This is a genomic window from Fodinibius salinus, from assembly GCF_008124865.1.
Classification (GTDB): Bacteria; Bacteroidota; Rhodothermia; order Balneolales; family Balneolaceae; genus Fodinibius; species Fodinibius salinus.
In genome coordinates this window covers 376,050-393,689 of record NZ_VNHY01000002.1, presented here as the reverse complement: position 1 = coordinate 393,689, position 17,640 = coordinate 376,050, and the positions used below count along the sequence as shown (strand labels likewise).

Annotated in this window: 15 protein-coding genes; 7 read left to right on the top strand and 8 right to left on the bottom strand. The window is 42.9% G+C overall.

From position 1 onward, the window contains the following. Positions 1-31 precede the first annotated feature (31 nt). Positions 32-736: an MliC family protein gene (locus tag LX73_RS06645; RefSeq protein ID WP_170245608.1), complete on the top strand. Its 705-nt coding sequence runs from the start codon at positions 32-34 to the stop codon at positions 734-736. 81 nt (positions 737-817) lie between these two features. Here LX73_RS06645 and LX73_RS06640 read toward each other — a convergent pair whose 3' ends face one another. From LX73_RS06640 to LX73_RS06605, 8 genes are all read right to left on the bottom strand, one after another. Next, a complete protein-coding gene (locus LX73_RS06640) occupies positions 818-1,870 on the bottom strand; it encodes a phosphotransferase (RefSeq protein ID WP_148898705.1) in 1,053 nt (350 codons plus the stop codon). Then, positions 1,870-2,658: a phosphorylase family protein gene (locus tag LX73_RS06635; protein WP_148898704.1), complete on the bottom strand. Its 789-nt coding sequence runs from the start codon at positions 2,656-2,658 to the stop codon at positions 1,870-1,872. The genes LX73_RS06640 and LX73_RS06635 overlap by 1 nt, the downstream gene beginning before the upstream one ends. A gap of 15 nt (positions 2,659-2,673) precedes the next feature. After that, complete coding sequence (locus LX73_RS06630) at positions 2,674-3,402, bottom strand: ABC transporter ATP-binding protein (protein WP_148898703.1); 729 nt, start codon at positions 3,400-3,402, stop codon at positions 2,674-2,676. Next, on the bottom strand, positions 3,402-4,181 hold the full coding sequence (locus LX73_RS06625; RefSeq protein WP_211359377.1) for an ABC transporter permease: 780 nt from the start codon (positions 4,179-4,181) through the stop codon (positions 3,402-3,404). Before LX73_RS06625 ends, LX73_RS06630 begins: the two co-directional genes overlap by 1 nt. Then, the gene (locus LX73_RS06620) at positions 4,165-5,046 is read right to left on the bottom strand and encodes an ABC transporter permease family protein (protein WP_148898702.1); all 882 of its coding nucleotides are present in this window, start codon (positions 5,044-5,046) and stop codon (positions 4,165-4,167) included. The genes LX73_RS06625 and LX73_RS06620 overlap by 17 nt, the downstream gene beginning before the upstream one ends. Then, positions 5,012-6,226, bottom strand: coding sequence for an ABC transporter substrate-binding protein (locus LX73_RS06615; RefSeq protein ID WP_148898701.1), 1,215 nt, complete (start codon positions 6,224-6,226; stop codon positions 5,012-5,014). The genes LX73_RS06620 and LX73_RS06615 overlap by 35 nt, the downstream gene beginning before the upstream one ends. 72 nt (positions 6,227-6,298) lie before the next feature. Then, positions 6,299-9,313, bottom strand: coding sequence for a TonB-dependent receptor plug domain-containing protein (locus tag LX73_RS06610; RefSeq protein WP_148898700.1), 3,015 nt, complete (start codon positions 9,311-9,313; stop codon positions 6,299-6,301). A gap of 55 nt (positions 9,314-9,368) precedes the next feature. Beyond that, positions 9,369-10,070 (bottom strand): TIGR04282 family arsenosugar biosynthesis glycosyltransferase, encoded by a 702-nt coding sequence (locus tag LX73_RS06605; RefSeq protein ID WP_148898699.1) that lies wholly within the window; start codon positions 10,068-10,070, stop codon positions 9,369-9,371. A gap of 295 nt (positions 10,071-10,365) precedes the next feature. Here LX73_RS06605 and LX73_RS06600 point away from each other — a divergent pair, with 295 nt between their 5' ends. The 6 genes from LX73_RS06600 to LX73_RS06580 all read left to right on the top strand — a co-directional run bounded on the left by LX73_RS06600 (position 10,366) and on the right by LX73_RS06580 (position 17,623). Continuing rightward, complete coding sequence (locus LX73_RS06600) at positions 10,366-11,067, top strand: InlB B-repeat-containing protein (protein WP_148898698.1); 702 nt, start codon at positions 10,366-10,368, stop codon at positions 11,065-11,067. 334 nt (positions 11,068-11,401) lie between these two features. After that, positions 11,402-11,572 carry a DUF8066 domain-containing protein gene (locus LX73_RS12955; protein ID WP_170245606.1) on the top strand — a complete coding sequence of 57 codons (171 nt, stop codon included), beginning with the start codon at positions 11,402-11,404 and terminating at the stop codon, positions 11,570-11,572. A 165-nt stretch (positions 11,573-11,737) separates the two neighbouring features. Further along, entirely contained in the window at positions 11,738-14,785 is a 3,048-nt protein-coding gene (locus tag LX73_RS06595) for an efflux RND transporter permease subunit (protein ID WP_148898697.1), read from the top strand. 167 nt (positions 14,786-14,952) lie between these two features. Next, positions 14,953-15,387, top strand: coding sequence for a helix-turn-helix domain-containing protein (locus LX73_RS06590; RefSeq protein WP_148898696.1), 435 nt, complete (start codon positions 14,953-14,955; stop codon positions 15,385-15,387). 92 nt (positions 15,388-15,479) lie between these two features. Continuing rightward, positions 15,480-15,947, top strand: a complete 468-nt coding sequence (locus tag LX73_RS06585) for a MauE/DoxX family redox-associated membrane protein (RefSeq protein WP_148898695.1) — start codon at positions 15,480-15,482, stop codon at positions 15,945-15,947. Positions 15,948-16,414: 467 nt separating this feature from the next. Continuing rightward, positions 16,415-17,623 carry a 6-bladed beta-propeller gene (locus LX73_RS06580; RefSeq protein ID WP_148898694.1) on the top strand — a complete coding sequence of 403 codons (1,209 nt, stop codon included), beginning with the start codon at positions 16,415-16,417 and terminating at the stop codon, positions 17,621-17,623. Positions 17,624-17,640 lie beyond the last annotated feature (17 nt).

Genomic DNA, 17,640 nt, shown 5'->3' with positions numbered 1-17,640 from the left:
TCCCAAAGCTTATAAATATTGCTTGTCTTTTATGTTTTACCCAAAACTATTACTTACCGGTTGTTTTTTGTTTCTGATAATAGGTTGTAACTCAAATAATTCCGAAAAGGCAACCACAGTAAAATCGCCATCCAAGAAAACAGCCATCAGCCCACAACTTGATACTGTAGCTACCGACCGTGTGTTGGTTTATCAGTGTGGCGATTCATTGAGGACGGTGTCCTATGCGAGCACTGACAGTACTTGGGTATTATTGCCCGACACTACCCTGAAAATGTCCCGCCAAAAATCTGCATCCGGAGAAAAATATAAGGCGGACAACCACTTATACTGGACCAAAGGAGACGAAGCACTGTTACAGCTGCCCAAGGGCTCGTTGATGAGCTGTAGCTTGCAGCCCAAGCAAAAGTCATGGGCAGTAGCAAAACTTCGCGGAGTTGATTTTCGGGCCATGGGTCAAGAGCCCGGCTGGGTTCTTGAGATTACTAAGGGCAAGCAAATTAAATATGTAGGGAATTATGGACAGGATACGGTTTATACCCCCGCCCCTGAGCCTGCAGTACAGACCTCCGGCAAAACCGTTTATCGTGTATCAACTGAAGATGATACCCTTAAGATAGAGGTCTGGGACTCACCATGCACCGATACGATGAATGGCGCTCAATTCCCTGTAACCGTACATATGAAAGCCAACAAAGAGGAACATAAGGGATGTGGAAAGATGCTAACTAACTGATTAATTTTTAGTGCTGTGCTTTTGTATCAAGCATTCAAAGTTTGGCTAGTTATTGCCCGTCCAAAAGAGAAATTTTAATATCTATTTGAAGTCTGCTTGCCATAAATCCGATAGATTATCTGCCCTAATCAGCGATGCGGCTTGTTCGACGGCTTCTTTCACCATTGGGTGTCCCTTATCATACCCGTCATACACGTAGCCGTTCTTAAAGGAACCTGCTGCCCGAATTAAAATTTCCGCCCCAATGTGGGTAGTTGTATCCCGGTATTCTTGGTTGTCATAAAGATGGCTAAAGTTACTTTCTGTGCCCTCCTGGTAACTTTCCCAAAAATATTGCCACAGCTCTCTGAACATTTTTTTTCTATTGGCTTCTGATGATGTATGTGCCAGCATCCAGCAATGAGCGGCAAAATGACCTACATCCTGTAGTGGACGCCCAAAGTGGCTGAACTCCCAGTCAATAATGCGAAGCTTGTCATTATCTATTAATATGGAAGAGGGCCACAGGTCGCCCATAATTAAACAGCAGCCGGATTCAAGCAAATCTTTCCCCAGCTTCTGTGTTTCTGACTGAATAGCTTTTAATTCCGTACCCCCTCCCCTTTGGGCATACTCAGCTGCAGCATTATACTGCACTTCGCGCCGGGTTTTTTGGATACTGGTATTGGTAAACTGCTTTTTAAGATCAAGATCATTGTAGCTCAGCCTATGTATATTGCCAATAAAACTACCGAGCCTTCTGCCGGCTTGTTGGGGAGAGATTTCTGTATTCGACAATCTACTAATATCTGGTAGGTGCCCCAGATCTTCAGTAGCTAACAGGTGTTGCTTATTATCATAAAAAACATGTTTCGGCGGGCGTATTTCTCTGGAGGCAAGAGGATTCAGCAATTCCCTATTCCCAAAAAGCTGAAGCGCTTTGGATTCAAATTGTATGCGCTTTGGATCCAGCGGGACCTCGGGATTGGCTGCAATATAAGGAGGAGCCATCTTCAAAATTAAATTGCGGGATGATCCTTTTAGTCTCCAAACGTGATTAAGATTCCCACCTTCAAGAGACTGCAACGATGACTCAGGCTCAAAATCGGGCAGTTTTTCAGAAACAATTTTTAAAATCTGTTGCTTACTCAGCATTAAAAGCGGTAAATATGATTTTGGAATTCAACCGGTGAACCGTGTTGTAAGAAATCAATAATAATATCTTTAGTAGCTGACTTCGCTTCATTCAGAGTATCCGCGATATCGGCTTCTTCAGGGTTGTCAATCTCTGGTACCGAATATTTGTGCCCCACCACCAGTCCGGCCGTTGGTATTTCAAGTTCGTTAGCCAAGACTACTTCAGGGGCCACGGTCATCGAGTTGACGTCCCCGCCCAGTTGTGCCCACATTTGGTTTTCAGCTGCTGTTTTGCTCCGGGGGCCACCCGCATACACAAAGACAATATCTACATCGGGATTGTGAATCCTGCCTGAATGCTTACCGGCTATTTGTTGCGAAAGGGCACGGCTAAACAGTCCGTCATTCAGTACAAGGTGTCCCTGGCTGTCCGAAGGTTCTGTAAACATAGTACAGGTAGATCCGTCAGGAAGCCGATTTTCGGGCATTAACTGATCGGTTAGTATAAGGGGTTTGTATAGGGGTAAGTCAGGGGTTAGAACTCCTACAGAGCTGTTTATAAGGAGCGCGCCACAGTTTACAGATTGCAATGCCGCAGCCTGTGCCCGGTAGTTAATTTGATTGGGCAGTAGTCGGTGCGGGTGCTGGTGCCGCAAAATAGTATATATTTTGCGGCCTTCTTTATTGGTAGTACCGTAAATTTTTTGCGTACCCCATTGGGTGTCAATGTTAATGGGCTGCATGTCTAGAGAATTAGGGATTTCATCTCCAAATGCACTTCCAAGTATCACAGCCAGGGATTCCATATATTAAACAACTGTTTAGTTAGTATTGCTTATTAATTTCCAAAACTTAATTTCTTCTTGTACGGCCTTATGGTCAGCGGCTAAAAATTCTTCCAGTGATGGATAAATAGTTAGCTTCCCGTTATTCATATTGGCGATACGGTCGCCCATCAGTATGGCTTCCTTAATATTGTGTGTCACAAAAATGGCGGTAATTTCAAATTCTTGGGCAATTTTTTTGAAAAAGCGTTGCATTTGGCTGCGCGTGTCGGCATCAAGGTTCCCAAATGGTTCATCCAGCAATAGTACTTTGGGATTGGTAATGAGTGCCCGCCCAAAAGAAACCCGCTGCTTTTGTCCGCCAGATAGCTGATGCGGCATTTTTTGAGCCATGCCATCAAGCCCCAGTTTGGTAATCATATCATTAGTTTGGGTTGAGATATCCTCCTCAGCTTTGTTTCTGAGACGAAGACCAAAAGCAATGTTTTCAAATACATTCAAATGAGGAAACAGCAAGGCTTCTTGATACAGATAGACCACCGGACGATTCTGTGGAGACAGCGAACAGATCTTGGTACCTTCAATGGTAACCAATCCTGAGTCTGAATCTTGTAGGCCAGCGCAAATTTTAAGAAGGGTTGTTTTTCCACAACCGGACCGCCCAAGGATACTGAGTGTTTCTTGATCCTTAAGCTGAAGACTCAGTTCCGAGAGCACTGTTTCTCCACCAAATTGTTTTGATATATTATTAGCTTGTAAGGGCATTACCATCGTTTTTGAAAAAGATAGCGCTTGTTGAAATAAAGAAGAATTATAGGCGGAAGTACAAGCAGTGAGCTGCTTAAAGCCGCATTGTAAAAGGAGGCTTCATTAATATATTGAAAAACTTTCAGTGTTAGCGTTTGCACTTTCCCTACCCCGATGATGGTGGTGAGACCGTATTCAAACCAGGAAATTAGAAAAGTTTGAAAGAAACAAACCAGAAGCAGACCCTGAGCCATCGGCAATAGCACACGCCGGTAGGTTTGCCATCGGTGGCCGCCCAGTGTTTGTACCAGCTTTTCGATATGGAGCATCCGTTTGCTCCAAAAGCCGCTAAAAAGAATAACACTGTAGGGATAAGCAATGAGCAGCTGCCCAAGAATCACGCCCATAATACTGCCGGATAGTCCAAGCCGAATGAAATAATAATAAAGTACAGCAGCGTATATCACCGGCGACAGCACAAAGGGGAAGTAAGAAAGCCGCATCCAAAGGCTACGGTTAGGGTGATAGGCAAGGTGCTTACTCGTAAAAAATCCGCAAATAGTAGAAACTGTAGCAACGGTAAAAGCTATTATCAGTGATAACAAGAGGCTTCCCCAAAGATTATTAGCTCCGCCCACAAGTGTTCCCCATCGTTTTAGAGTGAGCGCTTCGGGAAGAAGCTGAGGAAAAATCCAGCTGTCCGCTAGCGAAAGTACTAGCAGATACAACACCGGAAATACAAAGGCCAAAGCGATCATCCGAGCGGCCATTGATTTTGATTTACTGATCGAGGTCATAGCTGAAGTTTCGGTTCTTAAAAATAAGCGTAAGCCCAATAATGATTAGCGTTATAAAAAGCAGTGCCGAAATATAAGCTTCCGGAATATCGGAGAGATTAAATTTACGCAGTTTGCGAATGACAAGTACCGATATCATCTGCGGAGATTGGCGACCAACAATGAGTGGAATCTCGTAAGATCCCATGACAAAAATGGTGTATAGGGTAAGAGTTGGAAAGGCACGCCTTAGCAGAATGGGTACGACGATCCGCCGGTGTTGCTGGGCGCTCGATGCTCCCAGCGTTTGCCCAACTTTTGCAAGCTGATTAATATTTTCCTGATCATAGAGATTTATAAAATAGAGCGTAAAAAAAGGCAGTGCCATAAAGGTATGAGCGGCAATAATTCCAATACCATAGGTGTCATTGACTAATTCGGGAAACTGAGCTGTACTGGATATCCATCCCAGTTGATAGATAATGCGGGCAAAAAATCCCGATTGAGAAGCCAGCTGGAAGATCAGGAAAGCAACAACAATTGCCGGAAAAGCCAGCGGCACATAGATTGAAAAGCCGGCAAAGCCCTGTTGTAAGGGTTCTTTAAGATAAATAGTTAACAACAGTGCGCCCGCGATAGTCAGCGTGATGGTAGCAAGGGCAATATAGAAGGTGTAGCCCATGGAATACCAGAGCTCAATATCGGTGAATGCCTGTTGCCAGTATTTCAGGGTAAAGCCGTCGCTGACCAGTCCGGTGATGCCCAGACTATACAGCAGCGCATAGATAATACCCAGCAGCAGCGGAAGCACTGCAAGCAGAAGGAAAAGGAGCAAGCCCGTAGCTTCTACTTTATTTTTGAATAATTTCTGTTCGAAAATCCTCATAAAGTCGAATCATATATTCCGGGGCCAGTTCACGCAGGGCGTGGTCCTGCAGGGAATCCCGCGGTGGAGCATAATACCGTTGGGGCATAGCCGCAAATTTTTGTTGCCATTTTGGAGGAACCTTCAACTTACTTAATACTGTACCGTCGCCCCAGATATCGGGACGTGCTTTGCGATATTGGGCTTCGGGAGAAATTAGAAAATTACTGACAACCATCGCTGCTGCTTTGTGGGTACTATTTTTGGGTATGCCCACATAGTGTGAATTTCGAATAGTACCTTTTTGAAATACATACGCACGTGCTGTTTGGGGAAAGAATCCTTCCAAAATTTTATTATCCACTTCGGTATCGTTGTTGCTCATCGTAAAATTGAGCTCTCCGTTAACAAAAAGCTGGTGCATAGCCGTCACGTTCGAAGGGAAAGTTTCTCCATTTTTCCAAAAATATGGCTTTATATCGTTGATATAATTCCAGAGACGCTCGGAGTATTTTTGATAGGCTTGTTCATTAAACTCACCGCTTAGCGTACCCTTACCGGCCATACCAATGAGCAATGACTTAAGGAAGGTCATTCCCGAAAAGTCGTTGGCGATGGTAAATGTCCCGGGATGGGTTTTGACATACTGCCTGAGGGCTTGTCGATTTGTGGGTGGTGATGATACACGGGCCGAATCATAGATGATGGTAAACTGTACCTTGCCCCAGGGAACTTCATAGCCATTGATGGATTGTTGAAAATCGTATTTTATGAAGGGATTACTAAAGTCGATAAATTTGCTGTTGGGCAGTTGCGAAACGAAGGGACCATAGAGGGCGTCGATTTCTCGTAGCTGATAAAAGGTTTCCCCATTGATCCATACCAGATCTAGTTCGCTTTGCTGCTGACCGGCCTCAAGCTCACTCATGAGCACTGACACGATGGTGCTCCCCTGCCCGTTGGAAACATTCAGGTCAATATCGAATTGCTTTTTAACCTGCGGCACTACATACTGCTGCATGTATTTGTTGATGTTGGGATCACCCTGCCACATCATCATATTCAGAGATTGTCCCTCGGCCTTTTGCAGGATTTGATCCCAAGAAAGGTTTTGCAGATCAGTTTGGTTATCGGGTGAACTGCTGCATGAAGCAAACAGCAGTACAGAAAAAATAAGAACGTAATAGAAAAAGAATTTCATCTAACAATTTTTAAGTATGGAATAAGATGTCAAAAATTTAAAGACGATATATTGTGTAAGCTGTTATTCTAATTAAAATTTATAGCTCAGACTGAACTGGAACTGCCGGGGTGGTGCAGCATTACGATATACAAACTGGTCTTGATCAATAAGGCCTACCTGGATTTGATTACTGACTGTAGCATTACTAGTGTAGCCGCTATAGTTCGTGGTGTTAAGCACATTAAAAACATCAGCTCGTAACTGTAGGGCGTTATTTCCAAAAATAGAGATACGGTATTGCAGGCTCATATCAAAAGTGTAAGACCACGGCAGTCGTTTGTCGTTACGTGTAGCACCCGGCGCGCGATCGGTTTTGCCGGTGTATTGTACGGCGCGACTGCTGCCGTCCCCGTTAAGATCAGTGGTACCGCCAAATTGAGTGGCATCAGGAATGCGGTTTACGGGCTGACCGCTTTGGATAAGCGAAGTAAGCGTGATGCCTAAATTGTCAATGGGATAATATGTGCCAACTGCGCTTAGTACGTGACGCCGGTCGTTGATTGATGGTCCCCATTCATCCGAAAAGTCATTAGCGTCTTCGGCTTCAAAATTGATGTCTTCGGTATTGTTACGCAGGCTCGAAATTGTATAGCTGATACGATAACTGTAACTACTGCTACCCTTACTTTTAAGTAGATTGAAATTGGCGGCCCAGTACCGCGATTCGCCTTTACTTTGGGTCATGGTCACGCGCCGGGCTATATTGCGCAGCGTATCGCCATTGCTAAGAGCAAAGGGATTGCCTTGGTTGTCATACCGGATGGGAACGCGACGCGTAGCATCAGCCACCCGTTGAGATCGAACATCAGAAGGGCCCGCATTCGGGTCATTCACTTCGTATGGTGAGGGGGTATTGACATCAGCCAGCCGGAATTTGTTAAAGCCGCGTTTGTGAATCAGATCAACATAAAAGAGCACATCTTCGCGGAGCTGCCGCTGGTATCCCAGGGTAAAATGGTGCGAATAGGGATTATCAAGACCATTGGGATTAAGAATGGTCTTCTGATTACTAAATGCATAGCCGTCGGAGTTGGCAAAATCTTTACTTGTTGATCCCTGAAGGTAAGCAACATTAGTCTCGGTAGCACTGGCATTACCATTAGATGTGATCCTGTCAATATTGGTATCGGAAGGTAAAAAGCCTTGCTGCCTGAGTAGTCGAAGCTGTTCTTTAAAATCGGGTGCATTAGAGCTGCCGGCTACCGCATCACTGTAAATAGTATATGGGATGCGTCCATAAAAAAGCCCATACCCGGCGCGGAAACTACTTTTATCATTCAGGCGGTAGTTAAGGTTAAAGCGTGGAGATATATTATTGAAATCTCCCTGATCGGCGCCGGCTTTTGAGAGGTTGTCATAATCATAACGCAGCCCAAAAGTTAGATTCAGCTGATTATTAACCGAGTATAGATCCTCAATGTACGCACTGTAAATAGATTGACTGCCGCTAAAGGTATTGGGATGAAGCTCTATCGTATTCGACAATACCTGCACGCCCGAGGGGATATCCCGGTACGACAGATCACGGCCCAGATTTTGTGACCGTAAATTGTTGAGTTGCTGTTGGTTGAGCTGTACCCTGTAGAAGCCTTTGGCGTTGCCACCGCGGGTATCATTGTGGATAGAACCAATAAAATCCAGCCCGGCTTTAATGGTGTGCTTGCCGCGGTAGAAGGTGAATTTTTGCTGTACCTGGTGTATGGTCTGCAGGATGTCAAAGTTCCCAAAAGATTCACCAAGCTTTGCAATCGTTTGTCCCTGCGGATCTAGCACATTAACGGAGGGTACGCCGGTGGTATTGGGTTTGGTGAAAATCCAGTTGAAGGTAGCATACTGGTAATTTGTTTCGGAGGTAAAGCCGCTGCCGTTATAGACATTACGTAATGCAGCGGTAAAAGAATTACGGCTTTGCTCATTAGCTGCTTCGGGGAAAGTCACGCCGCCGTTGAGTCCACCGCCCTGCCGGTCAATACTCACAAACCCTTTGTGCAGGCGCAGTGAAGAACGAAAGTTGCCGCTCCAGTTGTGGTCAATTTTGCCGGAGAGTAGGCTGTAGTTATTGCGACCCTGAACAGTGGTATTAACGCCCAGCTCGGGAACGTTGAGCAGGTTATCTTTTATACCGATGGTCTGTTCTGCGTTAAGGTAGAAGAAGGTTTTATCTTTTTTGATAGGTCCACCAACGCCCAGTCCAAACTGGTGCCGTTGGAAGCCGTCGTCGACGGCATTTCCGGAAAGGTCGGTTTGATTGAAGGGAGAAGAGGCATCAATAACAGAACCGGGACGCACATTATAATAAGTTTCTCCACTTATTTTATTGCTGCCCGACTTGGTTGTTACATTGAATAGGCCGTTACTTGTTTGTCCATATTCGGCAGAATAGTTATTAGCCAGCACGGTGATGTTTTTTGAAAAGCCAATGGGAATCCGGAAGCGAGGGCCGCCCAGAAATCGTTCATTGTTGTCCATGCCGTCAATGAGATAGCTAGTGTACAGTGAGTTAGCACCGTTGATGGTTACTTTGGGAGCCTCGGAATAAAAGCCGGTAGATTTTGTGACATTAGGCAGGCGGTGCAGAGAATTGCTTACCGTACGTCCTTCGATTGGGATATTTTCAATATCCTGTTCCTGAAGCTCCGATGAAACCTCAGCATCGATAGTATTAATACGAGAAATAGCATTACTGGCTTGTACTTTAACCTCTTCCAACTGGCGTGTTTCTTTGGGCAACAGTGCCATTGTAATACTCTTTTTATCGTTGGAGCGAAATACAATATCATCAGCGTTGAGCGAGTAGTATGAACCATTTTCAACAGCTATCGCCCGATAAGAACCAGAGGTTGACAGGCCGCCAAAGAATGCTTTGCCCTGGGCATTGGTAGAGTCAATTTGTCGATAGCCAATACCTTGGTTTTCGAGAATGATTGCCAAGTCTTTTACGACCTGACCGTCGTTTTTATTTATGACAGAAACTTCAAGCCTAGACTGACCGAATGCAGTTGTAGCAATGACTAAAGTAAATAGAGTGCACAGAAGTCGTTTCATACCGGTAAACATATTTATTGGATAGATGTAAGTGAAAAGAAGAAAAGAAGTTCACTTACACTAAAGGAGGGGCGCGAAGGGCATTCGGTTTATTAAAAAAGGTAATTAATCTTGTGGGCGGCAACTTATTTATATCTCCTAAAGTAGTGGAGAGAATAGATAGTAGAAGAGTAGCCAGCGACCGAAGAATGTATGGAGCACTATTTATAAAAGAGTTAAGATCCTGCGGAGAGTCGATATCACCCAGTTGCGGTAGTTCATATACCGAAAGAGCATTGGTATATTGCCGTATAGCTGACAGAAGCTGATTTGTCTGCCAAGGATGCTGTTTGAATGCTTTTTTGTTAAAAGCCCCTTTACTGTAGCCCGATAGCCAGATTCCCCCGTCGGTTGAGGGGCCTAATACCACATCAAATCCCGAACGCAGCTTTTGGGCAGTATCGATGATGTGCTCTTTTGATAGCCCCGGAGTGTCATTGCCTACTGCGATCACATAATCAAATCCCCGATCGAATATTTCTTCAAAGGCATTAGAAAATCGCTCTCCGAATGAATGACCTTTTTGTTGGCTTTCATCAATAATAAAATAGGGTAATTCTGTTTTGGAAATCTCTTTGCGGGTGTGAGCAATGAGCTGCTGAGCAATTTGGCAGTCTTTGCTGTGCCGGCCGTCATCAGAAAAGGTTTTAGCGTCTGCGTCTACTTGTGCAGATCGGCTAAAAAACAGCACGGCTGTATGTGAATTTGCTATATCCAACTAATATGACTTCTTTTTGAAATTATAGATAAATAGATGATCCGTTAAGAAAAAAGCTTACACGATTATTGTATAAATTAAAATACGATAAAAAGAATATTTGGGATTGTTTTAAATCCCACACAAAGGAGATGGTGGCATTTGTGTTAAAATGAGGGTATCAAATGTTCAGATGAATGTGTATAATATATTTTCAATTTGTTCAGACGTTTACATAAAGTGTAAGTATAAGATCTAAACTCAAAAGAGTATATTTATTATGCGGGTAAGTAAGGTGTTTTGTTGGCTGGTAGCTATGAGCGTAATGATAATGGGATGTGGCGGATCCAGTACTGGTGGAGATGATAAAAGTTCAGAACAGGTGAGGCTTTTAGTTACTGAAAACCCCAGTGAAGGCGGTTCGGTTGATCCGGCTCGTGGTACTTTCGATGTAGGCGAAGAGGTAACAGTTAAAGCTGATGCCAATGATGGATATGGCTTTGGAGAATGGACCGGCGACCAGCAGTCGCAAGATAATCCACTGACATTTACCATTAATGAACAGACCAACCTTACGGCTAACTTTGTGCAAACCGGTCCACGGTATTCGATGGTGATAACAGCAGGAGATGGAACGGAAACAATCAATGATTTGGAAACAGGACAATCATATGATGCCACTGCATCCTTTGATGAGAACCTTGATAAGGATGCACCCCCGTCCCCTCCTCAGGGAGCCTTTGATGCACGTTTTGTAACACAGAGTGACAACTTGAGAAAAGATTATCGTAGCAGTACGGTCCAACAAGTTGACTGGACGTTAAAATACCAGCTAAGCAGCGGCCAAGATTTGAATTTAAGTTGGAACCTGTCGGTTCAAGACCAGTCTCTGGATGGGGATGACTTAATTTTGACTGACCAAAGTGGATCCTTCGAAAAGGATATGACCAACAGTTCATCATATACGGTATCGGGAGCTAGTTCGGGGACCCTTATTATTTCATATACGGCAAATTAATTAACAATTCGCCGATATAACTTTTGACAGTTTTAAAATAGCTTAGCTCAATGACTAATCAATAAAGTAAAGGGTTGTGTGGGCAGGATATATTTTGCATTACAGAGGTTTTTAATTGGATAGTATTTCTATCTCTCCCTCTTTTTAAAACTTCGAATGTATATAGGCAGTCAGATTAAAAGAAATTAATCAAGCTTTTTGTAACATTTGCTTTGTTTGATCATCCTGTAAATAGCAAAAAGACTTCATCTTACAAGCCTTAGACGATTCAACTATATTAACTAGTGGTTTTAACCAACTTGGTAATCTGAATACGAATTAAATTCGATTCCTTATGTTTACTCAATTTGCTGGTTTAGCTATTGTTTCCGGTATAATAAATATTGGTGTACTTTTGTTTTTAGCATGGCTTGCCTATCGTTTCGTAAAAGCCCATGAATCTATTGCATACAGTCTTCGGGTTATGAAAGGGAAAATAACTGATCTGCCGTTTGAGAAAGAGTAACGCTAGCTATCGGATTTTTGAGATTGAAATATTTTCTTTCAAGGAGATACAATTTTCCAACAGGGCTTTCCTTTTAGCAACATAATTTCCAAGACTATATTTGCCCCTCCATCTAATAAATACTACACTGTTCATGATTTGCAATTGTTATAGAACTCAGAGACGGTGCTACTAAGACGCCCTATCACAGCCATAATGCTTATTATAGCGACGCTCATCTTCGGGACGATTGCCTTAAGTGAGTTGTCCGTAAGCCTGCTTCCGCAGGTTGACTCTCCCACCCTTTTAGTACGTACCGACTGGAGTGGAGCTGCCCCACAGGAAATCGAGCAGCGCATCAATGAACCCATGGAAGCTACGTTGAGTACTGTACAGGGACTGGAAAGTATTCATAGTTTTTCGCGACAAGGGCAAAGTATTATCTCTTTGCGATTTAAATGGGGGCAGAATATGGATCTGTCCTTTTTGAATGTCCGCGAAAAGCTTGACCAGGTGCAGTATGCCTTGCCCCAGCAGGCAGATCGTCCCCAGCTGGTTCAGAATAACTCTTCCGACGAGCCCATAGCTATTTTAGGTATTACCAGCGTCAATGAAGCTAATCCCGATTTTAAAACCCGTCTTGATCTAAAGCGATGGTCAGAACAAGTATTGTCCCGTCGGCTGGAGCAGGCCGAAGGTATCGCCCAAACGGTACTGGTGGGAGAAGTAAAGCCTGAAGTAAAAATAAATTATCAGCCCAAAACCCTTAACCGGTTTGAGGTTTCACTCAGCGAAGTAGAGAATCTGGTTTCTGATGCCAATCTTTTTACCGCCACCGGCGAACTTCGGGACGGTTGGTACCGCTACTCTCTAAAAATCCAAAGTCGCATACAATCTATTGAGGATGTTGAGGAAGTACCGCTGAAAACACTTGGTACCGGACGTGTACTTAAGTTGAGTGATGTAGCAGAAGTAGAGCTGGGCCAGGCCGACCCAAGTTCCTTTTCGCTGGTAGATGGTAAAGAAGTGCTGAGTGTGCTCGTCAAAAAAGAATACGGGGCCAATACCGTCGAAGCCTTTGATACTATGCAGCCCCTGCTTGATGAACTTCGTTCCCAAAACGCTAACATCGGCATTACCATACTGCAAGAAAATGCCAGTTTCATTCGAAATGCCATAAATAATCTATTGCAAACCCTGTTGTATGGGGCGCTGCTGGCTTTCATTATTCTCTTTTTGTTTTTGGATAACTGGCGGACGCCCTTCACTATTGGCGTAGCTATACCCGTGAGTATTTTCCTGACCTTTTTTGTGATGTACCTCTCGGATATCCAGCTTAATATTGTTTCTCTCAGTGGACTTACTCTCGGCATTGGCCTGCTGGTTGATAATGCCATTATTGTACTGGAAAATATTAACAGGCACCGCGGGGAGGCTGCCAGTATATTTGAGGCTGCTGACCTGGGAACGCGCGAAATAGCACTGGCCGTTACGGCTTCTACTTTTACTACTATCTCGGTCTTTTTGCCCCTGGTGTTTTTAGGGGGATTCGAAGGTGCCTTTTTCAAAGACCAGGCGTGGACACTCTCAATAAGTTTGTTGGCATCACTTGGGGTGGCCTTGCTCATTTTACCTGTCTTGGTTACCCAAGTACAAAAAGAGGAGCAGCAATCTTCTGTGCTTGGCTTTAACCGTTACTTTGATCGGCTGCGGGATCGGTATGAAAAAAGCCTGCAGTGGGCCTTGCAACACAAAGGATTGTTTTTGGGAATTATGATGGTGCTGCTGGTTCTTGCCGGATTGTTACTCATTACCGTTACCAAGAGCGTATTGCCCCACACTGAACCCAAGCAGGTACGCTATCAGGTGCAACTGCCCGGTAATACATCACTGCAAACGACCCGTCAGGCGGCCGAAAGCACTATTCGTCAGACTATGTCTTTAAAGGCCAATGACCGTTCCATACAAGTGCTGGGTGGCTATACCGATCAGACAAATTTGTCAAACCTCTCCGAAGAGGGACGCAATAAATTTACTATAAGTATTCCGGTAGAGGGATATGCTACGGCCGAACAAGTGCGGCGCCGGCTCACAACATATATTGATGACCATCCGGAATGGAGTAGTCAGCCGCTGGCAACACAAAGCGCACTGAATGTGCTGCCGTCGTCCTCAGAACCGCCAATACTTTTTAGGCTGGTGGGTAATGATCGCCGACAAGCCGAACGTAATATCAACCGCCTGCAGCAAGATTTACAGCATGCAGGACTGGATATACAGCTCTCAAAGCAATACAAGCAGCAAATAAATACCTATCAGCTGCAGTTTAAAAAGAAGAAGATGATGCAGCTGGAGATCTCCGAGCGGCAGATCATAGAGTACCTCGAATCACTGACCCGCGGAAGTTGGATTACCGACTGGAACCGGCAGGATGAAAATGTGCCTGTTCGGCTGGTAGGTAAAGACCAACGTATTTTTGATCCTCATAATATTACTCTCGAGCTTAACAACTTTAAAATACCACTCTCACAACTGGTAGCTATTGAACGCAGTTCTGAGCCGGAGCAGCTTGAGCGGGTCAATCAGACCCCGGTACTAAGTTATAAGGCCGATTTGAGTTTTACTGACTGGTGGTGGAATAAGCAAAAAATCCAAGACACACTCACTGACTTTGCCCGCCAAACCGGTATTGAGGTAAAGGTCGGCGGGTCGGTAAAAAACATAGCCGCGCTGCTGGCGGATATGGGATTACTGCTGCTTATCAGCGTTATTATTATCTACATTATTTTGGCTGTACAGTTCGAAAGCCTGCGGCATCCGCTTATTATTTTGACTGCCGTCCCCTTTGCTTGGGTGGGATCAGTCATCATTTTGTGGATGACCGGTATTAGTCTGAATGCCCTTTCGTTTATGGGGATTTTGATTTTAACCGGCATCGCTGTTAACGATTCTATCCTTAAAGTAGATTTTATGCGCCGCTATTATGCCGATACCGGCAATCTGCATCAGGCCATTACGCAGGCAGGCCTGCATCGTTTTCGTCCCGTAGTAATGACCAGCCTGACAACCATTTTTGGGCTTATACCTATGCTGTTGCCCATTGGCGATGGCTATGCCTTCCGCCAGTCGTTGGCTGTGGCGCTGATGGGCGGGATGGTTACAAGTACACTGCTAACCCTTTACTTGGTACCAATTATCTTCCAGTGGGTAGAAGGAATGCGAGCAAGGAATTGAAACTTCTTCACTTTCGGAGCTTTCTTTTGCTTCTGGATAAAGCAGAAACAAGATTAGATTGCTTTAATAGTCGTAAAACAAGCTGTAACAGTTACCCTTCCCGATAATCCTGATATGTAAAAGAGAGCCAGGTTTTTAGATGCTAACTTTTATGACATACTATTCCAATGAGTGCATATAGGAAGATCATTAAGCAGGAACTTGAAGATTATCGATCACAGCTGTCCGGTTGTTTACTTAAAATGAAGAATGGAAACGGCATTCCGTGGCCGCATGACGTTACTGCGGTTTCCCGATTTATAAGCCGGCGGTTATATCATCCCGATTTAGATATTGCCTATATGAAAGAAAATAAGGTAATCAAAAGTCGGAAAGTGCCTTCATTATTCAGCTATCATATAGGTGTGTCGATTACAACTTATATCAACCGGCACCGGGTACAAGCTTCCCAGAGAATTCTTTGCAATCCCAAACTTACCGCAGTTACCGTCACCGATCTCGCGTATAAGGTCGGATATCGCAGGTCTTCAACTTATATAAAAGCGTTCAAACGATGTGAGGATATCCCGCCCGGTCGGTGGAAGGATATCAATTTGACGTAGCGCTGTAAAATATTCAGTAATTATTTCAGCAAAAATTTCATGTAGCGGGTCTTATGATTTGTTAGGTTTTAAAAAACAAAGCGTTTATTAACATGAGTAACAGACTACAAAGTTTTGATTTAGAAAGTTTGCCCGGCCAGCTTCCACCGGTCACAAAATTATTCTACAGTGGGCTTTATTATGCTATTTCGTTTGTGTTGATCATTGCCGGAATGCTTAAAATTTATGACGCCTCGGGGTTGGTTTCAGCCATGCAGCAGGTAGTATTTTTCAACGATACGTTTATTACTCTCACGGCAACATTTCTGCCGTTACTTGAAGTGGGGCTGGCCGCAGCATTGCTGATAAACTACCACCCGGAATTGATGCTTGGGCTTACCGCCGGGTTATTTGCAATCTTTTTTGCTTTTAGCATATACGGTCTGGTTAGCGGACTGCAGGGAGATTGCGGATGTTTTGGAGACCTGGCTGAAAGTGGTTTTGGATGGGCGATGGCAGTAAGAAATTTGGTACTGTTTTGTGCAGCAGGCTTTTTATGGATGCGAAAATCGCATTTGTAAAATGAACCCTTGTTAGGGTGTTAATTTTAAATAAACAGAGAGCATTATAAAAAAGTACAAATCAATTCTTGTCAATAGTACAGGCCTTTTGATGCTATTGGCATTAGTTAGTCTAAACCTGAATGTTAATTCTTTTCCCAACATAGATTTGGATCACATGGGTTTTACTTTGGGAACGCAAGTCGCCCATGCTCAATGTCAGACGTGTCCAGATCCATCTGACTTAACGATGGAGCCATATACCTGTAGTAATGGGGACCATACTTACAGATGTGTTACTGGAGGAGATGGATGTGATGTGAGTTCACAAACTACATGTGGTGGAGGTGATGTGGGTTTTCAATAAATATAAATATTAATAACCTGCCTAGATTAACTTGGGGCAGGTTATTCTTTTTTTATGAAAGTTTATGTATAAAATGAGTAATTAATAACTCAATTTTTTTATTCAGTATCAGCCTCTCATTATGAAAATTTTAAATTATTTATTGTTATTCCTGACATTACTTTTTCTAAATTTTTGTAATCATACGACTAAGAGTAAAGTAATTGAAAGAAATAAGAAAAAACTGGCAATAGATCTGGAAGGTAGTAAAACTGTTCAAATGTCTGATATTTTTCAGAATATCCAGTATTTAAAGCTTGAGAACAAAAAAGAACAACTCATTGGGAAAGTCCGAAAAATATTAATCCGGGATAGTAAAATATTTATTTTTGAAAAAAACACACCTTCGATATTTATTTATGGCTTTTCAGGTAAGTTTATTAACCAGATTAAAATAACAAAAGGTCGTGGGCCACAGGAAATGCTATATGCAAGGGATTTTACGGTTAATACACAGCTAAATGAAATCATAGTATTAGGTTTTCAAGAAATTCATAAATATTCTTATAAAGGTGAATTCTTAGATCGAATATCTATAAAGATTGATCCCGATAAAATTACATTATTGCCTGGGAGTGGTTATGCATTATTTATGAATAATAGTACTTATAGCAGTGGGGAAATTGAAAATACAGGATTTAATTTATTGTACTTCGATGAAGAAAAAGTATTCAGACGGTTTCTAAAAATTGAAAAGTATAAGTCGGGCTTAGGTTTTGGGGTAACTAATAATTTCCCCCGTTATAATGGCAAACAGCTATTATACTTCCATCCTTCTTATAATATTTATGAATTAAAAAAAGATAAAATTGCTGTGAGATATACTCTTGATTTCGGGCCATATAATGTACCGGAATCATTGTTTAGGGAGAGGAAAAATTTAAAAAAAGGTTATAAATTTATTGAAAAAACAATTAATAGAGAATATGCTTCGTACATATCCCGATTTCTAGAAACAGATCACTTAATTTATTTTTCTATTTTTTGGGACAGACAAAAGTCATATCCTGTATTCTATTTGAAGAAGAAGGATAAATCGGTTGTTGCTAAAAAACTGGTGAATGATATTGACAATGGGCTCACGCCGTATTTTAAAGCTAAATATAAAAACGAATTGGTAACTGAAATACAGCCCAGTGATCTTTTAAAAAAGGCCAAAGCCATAAAAAAAATGCCAGAAAGCAAACGCAATAAACATGAAAAAGAATTACTTGAATTTGCTAAAAATTTAGACCCACTAGATAATCCAGTATTAATGTTTGCGCAAATAAAAACGAAATTTACAGACTAAATTGTATTGTCGTGAAG

Excerpts from the sequence above, each read along its gene's own strand:
- LX73_RS06645 (WP_170245608.1), top strand. The coding sequence starts at position 32 with ATGTTTTACCCAAAACTATTACTTACCGGTTGTTTTTTGTTTCTGATA.
- LX73_RS06640 (WP_148898705.1), bottom strand. The coding sequence starts at position 1,870 with ATGCTGAGTAAGCAACAGATTTTAAAAATTGTTTCTGAAAAACTGCCC.
- LX73_RS06635 (WP_148898704.1), bottom strand. The coding sequence starts at position 2,658 with ATGGAATCCCTGGCTGTGATACTTGGAAGTGCATTTGGAGATGAAATC.
- LX73_RS06630 (WP_148898703.1), bottom strand. The coding sequence starts at position 3,402 with ATGCCCTTACAAGCTAATAATATATCAAAACAATTTGGTGGAGAAACA.
- LX73_RS06625 (WP_211359377.1), bottom strand. The coding sequence starts at position 4,181 with ATGACCTCGATCAGTAAATCAAAATCAATGGCCGCTCGGATGATCGCT.
- LX73_RS06620 (WP_148898702.1), bottom strand. The coding sequence starts at position 5,046 with ATGAGGATTTTCGAACAGAAATTATTCAAAAATAAAGTAGAAGCTACG.
- LX73_RS06615 (WP_148898701.1), bottom strand. The coding sequence starts at position 6,226 with ATGAAATTCTTTTTCTATTACGTTCTTATTTTTTCTGTACTGCTGTTT.
- LX73_RS06610 (WP_148898700.1), bottom strand. The coding sequence starts at position 9,313 with ATGAAACGACTTCTGTGCACTCTATTTACTTTAGTCATTGCTACAACT.
- LX73_RS06600 (WP_148898698.1), top strand. The coding sequence starts at position 10,366 with ATGAGCGTAATGATAATGGGATGTGGCGGATCCAGTACTGGTGGAGAT.
- LX73_RS12955 (WP_170245606.1), top strand. The coding sequence starts at position 11,402 with ATGTTTACTCAATTTGCTGGTTTAGCTATTGTTTCCGGTATAATAAAT.
- LX73_RS06590 (WP_148898696.1), top strand. The coding sequence starts at position 14,953 with ATGAGTGCATATAGGAAGATCATTAAGCAGGAACTTGAAGATTATCGA.
- LX73_RS06585 (WP_148898695.1), top strand. The coding sequence starts at position 15,480 with ATGAGTAACAGACTACAAAGTTTTGATTTAGAAAGTTTGCCCGGCCAG.
- LX73_RS06580 (WP_148898694.1), top strand. The coding sequence starts at position 16,415 with ATGAAAATTTTAAATTATTTATTGTTATTCCTGACATTACTTTTTCTA.